The following is a 6,105-nucleotide window of genomic DNA, read 5'->3' on the forward strand; positions in this document are numbered from 1 at the left end:
ATGCATCGCCGATGGTAGTGTGGGGTTTCCCCATGTGAGAGTAGGTCATCGTCAAGATTAAATTCCGAAACCCCTATCTGCGTATGCAGGTAGGGGTTTTGTTTTGTCCGCAGGAAAGTGCGAGCGGACATTACCGATACTTGATCACAATCCCTTCGAGTTTCCGACCTTCGATGGTTTTTACGTCGCGAGCCCAAAGCGGACCGTTGACATAGGTGCCCACCGCTTGGATATGGTCGTAGACCACCACCACGGCATCGCCGCCGAGCTTGGCGGACTCGTCGCGTAGTTTTTCTTCTACCTGAGTGATGGGAGGAGCAGGCTCGACGCTGGCATCGATGAGCACCTCACCCAATCGGACGTGAGGGCGAAGAGGCTCGGTGCGCAGCACCACGACCTCGCTGGCGAGCGTCGGCGCGGGATGCTCCACGCCCATCGACGGTGGCGCACCCACTCAGCGCGAGCAGAGTGGCGGTGAGCCCTCCAGCCAGCAGTGACAGTTTGAAACGAGTGGACCAAAGCACGTCATGGGCAGGCATAGTGGGGTTCCTCCGAACAATCCGCTGCTGTACGAGATAGCGTGTTGACGGAAGCAGACAGTCCGGCAGTTGCCAGAAGCCCAACCTTTTCAGGTTGGGCTTTTTTTATGACTTGAGAAAGTGAGTTTCACTGATCCTTTTCGCAATTCACCATCCACGACACACCAAACCGATCAACCAACATGCCGAAGCGAGCCGCCCAGAACGTGGTTTCCAGTGGCATTTCCACCTTGCCGCCGTCCGACAACGCAGAAAACACCCGTTCAGCCTCCGCAATGCTGTCGACATTCAGTGAAACCGAACAGCCGCTCATTTCGTCAGTAGGACGATCAGGTGTTGTGTCCGAGCCCATGATCGCCTGATCGCCCACCAGTAGGCGGGTGTGGATGATCAGGTTGTGGTAGTCCGCCGGGAAGTGCTCGCGCGCGGGGCTTTCGCCGAAGGTCATCATGACTTCGATCTGGCCTCGCAGACTTTGGGCATAGAAGGTGAAGGCGGCTTTGCAATCGCCGTTGAAGATCAGATAGGGATTGATTTTCATGCTTTGCTCCCGGTTACGAAGAGGCGAAGAGAGGCCGAATTCACCTCAGGCTCCGCAGTGATTGGGCTCCCCTTAGCAAAGCGTTAGATGTCGTGATTGGCGGGAATTGTTTAGATGTTTTTTCTATTGAAGCGACGTGGCTTATGGCTTCCGGCGCCTAGGTGTCGATCCACGGTCACGGGGATATCGTCCTGGGTCCTCAAGCTACTGCGCGTGGAACTGAGGGGCGCAGCAAACGCTCGATGGCACCGCTGACCAGGTTTTCCAGCAGCTCATCTCGCTCCGCTTCACTCAGCGTGTGCTGCGCCAGCCAATTGGGCGCACTGTTGAGTAAGTTGGCGATTGCATGTCCGGTGGCCAACAGGCCTTGCTCACTGAACCGCGACCGGGGCCCAAGCATCATGAGCAACTTGCGCTCGTATTGCTCGCGCAGCTGCCGAACCCGTTTCTGTTGCTCTTCATTCAGGCAGCCGCTGTCACGCTCTGCCAGGCGGAAATGCCAGGGCATCTCCTGATGCAGGTTCAAATGCGCTCGGATGAGGGCATGGAGTTTGTCACGTTTTGCCGGCGCCTTTTGCTCGATCCGCCCCAAGGTTGCCAACAGCTCTTCGTAGAACTCTTCGATCAAGTCGAGCAGCAAGTGCTGTTTGCTGGGGTAATGGTGATACAACGAGCCGGGAGCGAGCCCCAGGCAGGTCGCGAGCTCACGCATGCCGACCTGTCCGAAACCTTTGCAGGCGAACAGCTCCAGCACCTTGTCCCGGTACTCGGCGAAGCGCGAGCAACGCTCAGGCATAGGCATGGAAGCCACGCCCCGTTTTGCGCCCCAGGTACCCGGCGGCGACCATTTCCTTGAGCAGTGGAGCAGGACGGTACTTGCTATCGTTGAAGCCGTCGTAGAAGGCTTCGAGGATCGCCAGCACGGTGTCCAGGCCGATCAGGTCCGCCAACGCCAACGGTCCGATCGGCTGATTGCAGCCCAGGCGCATGCCGGCGTCAATGTCTTCGGCGCTGGCCAGGCCTTCCTGAAACACCAGGATCGCTTCGTTGATCATCGGCACCAGAATCCGGTTGACCACGAAACCCGGACGGTTGCCCGCGGTGATCGCGGTTTTACCGAGAGTGGTCGCCATGTCCAGCGCCAGGGCGTGGGTGGCGTCGCTGGTTTGCAAACCGCGAATCACCTCGATCAGGCCCATCACCGGCACGGGGTTGAAGAAGTGCAGGCCGATGAAGCGCTCAGGCTGGCTCACGTTGGCAGCGAGCTGCGTGATGGACAGCGACGAAGTGTTGGAGGCGATCACGCACTCGGCGCTGACCTGCGCGGCGATCTGTTGCAGCACGCGCAGTTTCAGGTCGAGGTTTTCGGTGGCGGCTTCGATCACCAGTTGCACGTTCTGCAGGCTGCTGTAATCGGTGCTGGTGCGGATCTTGTCGAGGGCGGCGAGCTTTTGCTCTTGCGTCAGCGTTTCCTTGGCAACCTGCCGATCGAGGTTTTTGCCGACGGTTGCGATGGCTTTTTGCAGGGCGCTTTCGGAGATGTCGAGCAAGGTCACGTTAAAACCGGCCAAGGCGCAGACTTGCGCGATGCCATTGCCCATTGTGCCTGCGCCGATCACGCCAATGTTTTGCAGATTCATGTTCTGTCCTTCCGATCAAATCCCGCGATACCTTGGCCGCCATAGTGGCCGAAGGCGTACTATTGGCCGCGAGTCTAGAGCCGGCAGGGCGGTTGTCCTATGCCGAAACTGTTCAACGGCACTGGTGTTTTTTGCCATTCGGGTGATGGGGAGAGAAGCGTTCACATGCGGGAAAAGGACTCGGTTTCCGCCTACTTCGTGCAGGCAATGATCTATGGGCTGGGAAACAATCCGCAACGTCAGAGGGCTGCGCTGGAACAGGCCGGCATCGATCCGACGTTGATGGAGCAGCCCACCGCGCGTGTACCGGCGAGTGCGTTTGCCGCATTGTGGCTGATCCAGATCCGCGAGCTTAACGATGAATTCTTCGGGCTCGACTCCCATGGCATGCCGCCAGGCAGTTTCGCCCTGATCTGCCGGGCATTGATTCAGGAGCCTGACCTGCACAAAGCCATGCGCCAGTGCCTGGCCAATTTCGCGCTGTTCCTCCAGGACTTTCGCGGCACGCTGACGGTGCGCGGCAAACGTGCGGTGATCAGCTTGCAGAACCACTCGCCAAACAGCGACGTCAGCCGTTTGGGCGAGGAGACGTTCCTGGTGTTGATGATCAGTCTGCTCTGCTGGCTGGGTGGGCGGCGCATTCCTATCGATCGCGCAGACTTTCGCCATGAGCGTGTGTCGCTCAGCGATGACCGTTTACTCTGGGGACCGAACCTGACCTTTGGCGCGGAGCGCACCGAAATCGAGTTCGCCAGCCACTACCTGCGTCTGCCGGTGGTTCAGGATCTGGCATCCCTGAAAGTGTTTTTGCGCACCGCGCCGCAATGGCTGGTGATCCGTTTTCGTAATCAGCACGGCCTGGCGTCGCAGGTCCATCAGCGCCTGCGTAACAGCCATTACAGCCAATGGCCGACCTTGCAGGCCTTCGCCCTGGAACAGAACCTGAGCCCCAGCACCTTTCGCCGTAAACTCGAACGGGAAGGGTGTTCGTATCAGGAGATCAAGGACGAGGTGCGGCGTGGCGTTGCCTTCGAACAGCTGCGCCAGAGCCGAGCGAGCATCAGTGACATTGCCGAGCAGCTTGGCTTTCAGGAGCCGAGTGCGTTCCATCGAGCGTTCAAGAAGTGGACGGGGGAAAGTCCGGGACGGTATCGGGCGAGGTATCAGGGGGAGCTCACGGAGTGAACCCTGTTCTTGATCGTTTCACCTCGTTACTCGACCAGGCGAGACGCGCCTTGCTGCTGGTCTGGGCAACGTCACGCGGACTGTTTCTCGGATTGGTGCTGGCGACACTGATCGCCGGCGTACTTCCAGCGCTGGCGGCCTGGTTAGGCCAACGCATCGTCGATGCGGTCGTCACCGCCATGCAGTTGCATGCACAACAGGGCAGTGCGCCGTTGTGGCCGGTCGTGCGTTATGTTCTGTTTGAAGCGGGCGTGCTCGCGTTGCTGTCCGGGACTCAGCGGGCGCTGTCGGTCCAGCAATCGCTGTTGCGGGTGCAGTTGGGGCAGAAGGTCAACACGATGATTCTGGAGAAGGCCCAAACGTTATCGCTGGTGCAGTTCGAGAATTCCGAGTTCTACGACAAACTGGTTCGGGTCCGCCGCGAGGCTTCGACCCGGCCGTTGGCGCTGGTGATGAAGTCGTTAGGGCTGATCCAGAATCTGATCGTGTTGATCAGCTTCGGTGTGTTGCTGGTGCATTTTTCGCCCTGGGCACTGGTGCTGCTGGTGGTCGGCGCGTTGCCGGTGTTTTTTGCCGAAGCACATTTTTCCGGTGATGCGTTCAGACTGTTCACTCGCCGCGCGCCGGAGAGTCGGCAACAGAGTTACATCGAGACGCTGCTCTCTCACGAGGGCTACATCAAAGAGGTCAAACTGTTCGGCTTCGCGCCACTGCTGTTGAAGCGTTATCGCGAGACGTTCGCGCGGCTCTATGCCGAAGACCGGCGCCTGACGCTACGTCGAGATGGCTGGGGATTTGTCCTCGGACTGCTGGGCACCGGCGCGTTTTATCTGGCGTATGCCTGGGTGGTGGTCGATACCGTTCATGGCAACATCAGCCTCGGTCAGATGACCATGTACCTGGTGTTGTTCAAGCAGGGGCAGACGGCAGTAAGCAGCAGCTTGAGTGCCATCAGCGGTCTCTACGAGGATGGCCTTTACCTCTCCAGTCTTTATGAATACCTGGCTGAGCCTGTTGTGGCGGATACCGGCAACCTCAGCGTGGGCGCCGTGCCCGGCGATGGCCTGCGTTTCGAAAACGTCGGCTTCCGTTATCCGGGAGCCAGTCGCGCCGCGCTGGAAGGCATCGATCTTCACCTTGTGCCCGGGCACAGTGTGGCGCTGGTGGGGGAAAACGGTTCGGGCAAGACCACGCTGATCAAATTGCTGACGCGGCTGTACCGTCCTGATCAGGGCCGTATCCTGCTGGACGGCAGCGATCTTCAAGCGTGGGAAGAAGACGCGCTGCGGCGGCGCATCGGGGTGATTTTTCAGGACTACATCCGCTACCAATTCTCCGTCGGCGAGAACATCGGCGTCGGAGACACCCTGGCGTTCAACGATGAACAGCGCTGGCAGGAGGCCGCCGCCGAGGGCATGGCCGCACCCTTTATCGAAGGGTTGGATCGAGGGTATGCCACGCAATTGGGACGGTGGTTTGCCGGCGGCCAGGAGCTGTCCGGCGGGCAATGGCAGAAGATCGCGTTGTCGCGCGCCTACATGCGGCGCAACGCCGATATCCTGATTCTGGATGAGCCGACCTCTGCACTTGACCCGGCGGCGGAAGCAGCGGTGTTCGAGCATTTCAGTGAGCACACCGAAGGCCGGATGACGTTGCTGATCTCTCACCGGTTTTCCAGCGTGCGCAATGCGGACCACATCATCGTGCTGGACCAGGGAGCGATCCTTGAGCGGGGCGATCACGACAGTCTGGTGGCCGCGGGCGGGCGCTATGCACAGTTGTTTGATTTGCAGGCCCGCGGTTACCGATAGATCTCAAGACTCCCGAGAAACCCGAGTCACCGCCGGGGTTGTCAGTTCCTTTTGTCATCGCCCGGTTCACCGCCGACATGCACGCCGTGGTCGTCACCGACTTCACCCGAGCGATGCACACCGTGGTCATCGCCCACTTCACCGGCACGATGAACGCCGTGATCATCCCCAGGTTCAGCGTGAGTGCCACTGCGCCCGGAGGAGGATGAGGCTGAGTTGCCGGAATGCCCCGAGCCATGGTCGCTGCCACCGTGGCCGCTTCCACCATGACCACCACCATTGCCGCCACTGCCGCTTCCACCGTGACCGCCACCATTGCCGCCACTGCCGCTTCCACCGTGACCGCCGCCATTGCCGCCGCCACCGCTTCCACCGCCGCCGCCTCCACC

5 protein-coding genes and 2 pseudogenes are annotated in these 6,105 nt (G+C 60.0%); 2 read left to right on the plus strand and 5 right to left on the minus strand.

The genetic code is table 11. The features are described 5' to 3' along the window. Positions 1-130 precede the first annotated feature (130 nt). The 4 genes and pseudogenes from WLY71_RS29020 to WLY71_RS29035 form a co-directional block, all read right to left on the minus strand. Positions 131-539, minus strand: a pseudogene (locus WLY71_RS29020) (YajG family lipoprotein). 127 nt (positions 540-666) lie between these two features. Beyond that, positions 667-1,080 carry a VOC family protein gene (locus WLY71_RS29025; protein WP_347806308.1) on the minus strand — a complete coding sequence of 138 codons (414 nt, stop codon included), beginning with the start codon at positions 1,078-1,080 and terminating at the stop codon, positions 667-669. 199 nt (positions 1,081-1,279) lie between these two features. Continuing rightward, positions 1,280-1,882 carry a TetR/AcrR family transcriptional regulator gene (locus WLY71_RS29030; protein WP_347806309.1) on the minus strand — a complete coding sequence of 201 codons (603 nt, stop codon included), beginning with the start codon at positions 1,880-1,882 and terminating at the stop codon, positions 1,280-1,282. Further along, positions 1,869-2,720: a 3-hydroxybutyryl-CoA dehydrogenase gene (locus tag WLY71_RS29035; RefSeq protein WP_347806310.1), complete on the minus strand. Its 852-nt coding sequence runs from the start codon at positions 2,718-2,720 to the stop codon at positions 1,869-1,871. Before WLY71_RS29035 ends, WLY71_RS29030 begins: the two co-directional genes overlap by 14 nt. Before the next feature lie 165 nt (positions 2,721-2,885). Between WLY71_RS29035 and WLY71_RS29040 the strand changes: the two genes are divergently transcribed. Then, on the plus strand, positions 2,886-3,905 hold the full coding sequence (locus WLY71_RS29040; protein WP_347806311.1) for an AraC family transcriptional regulator: 1,020 nt from the start codon (positions 2,886-2,888) through the stop codon (positions 3,903-3,905). Further along, a complete protein-coding gene (locus tag WLY71_RS29045) occupies positions 3,902-5,716 on the plus strand; it encodes an ABC transporter ATP-binding protein (RefSeq protein WP_347806312.1) in 1,815 nt (604 codons plus the stop codon). Before WLY71_RS29040 ends, WLY71_RS29045 begins: the two co-directional genes overlap by 4 nt. A 41-nt stretch (positions 5,717-5,757) precedes the next feature. On the opposite strand, the pseudogene WLY71_RS29050 reads toward WLY71_RS29045, so the two are convergent. Further along, a pseudogene (locus WLY71_RS29050) lies at positions 5,758-6,105 on the minus strand (hypothetical protein); the annotation flags it as partial.

It is taken from the genome of Pseudomonas rossensis, from assembly GCF_039888995.1.
Classification (GTDB): Bacteria; Pseudomonadota; Gammaproteobacteria; order Pseudomonadales; family Pseudomonadaceae; genus Aquipseudomonas; species Aquipseudomonas rossensis.

Bases quoted from the DNA above. Each gene is read 5' to 3' on its own strand.
- WLY71_RS29040 (WP_347806311.1), top strand. From the start codon at position 2,886: ATGCGGGAAAAGGACTCGGTTTCCGCCTACTTCGTGCAGGCAATGATC.
- WLY71_RS29025 (WP_347806308.1), bottom strand. From the start codon at position 1,080: ATGAAAATCAATCCCTATCTGATCTTCAACGGCGATTGCAAAGCCGCC.
- WLY71_RS29035 (WP_347806310.1), bottom strand. From the start codon at position 2,720: ATGAATCTGCAAAACATTGGCGTGATCGGCGCAGGCACAATGGGCAAT.
- WLY71_RS29030 (WP_347806309.1), bottom strand. From the start codon at position 1,882: ATGCCTATGCCTGAGCGTTGCTCGCGCTTCGCCGAGTACCGGGACAAG.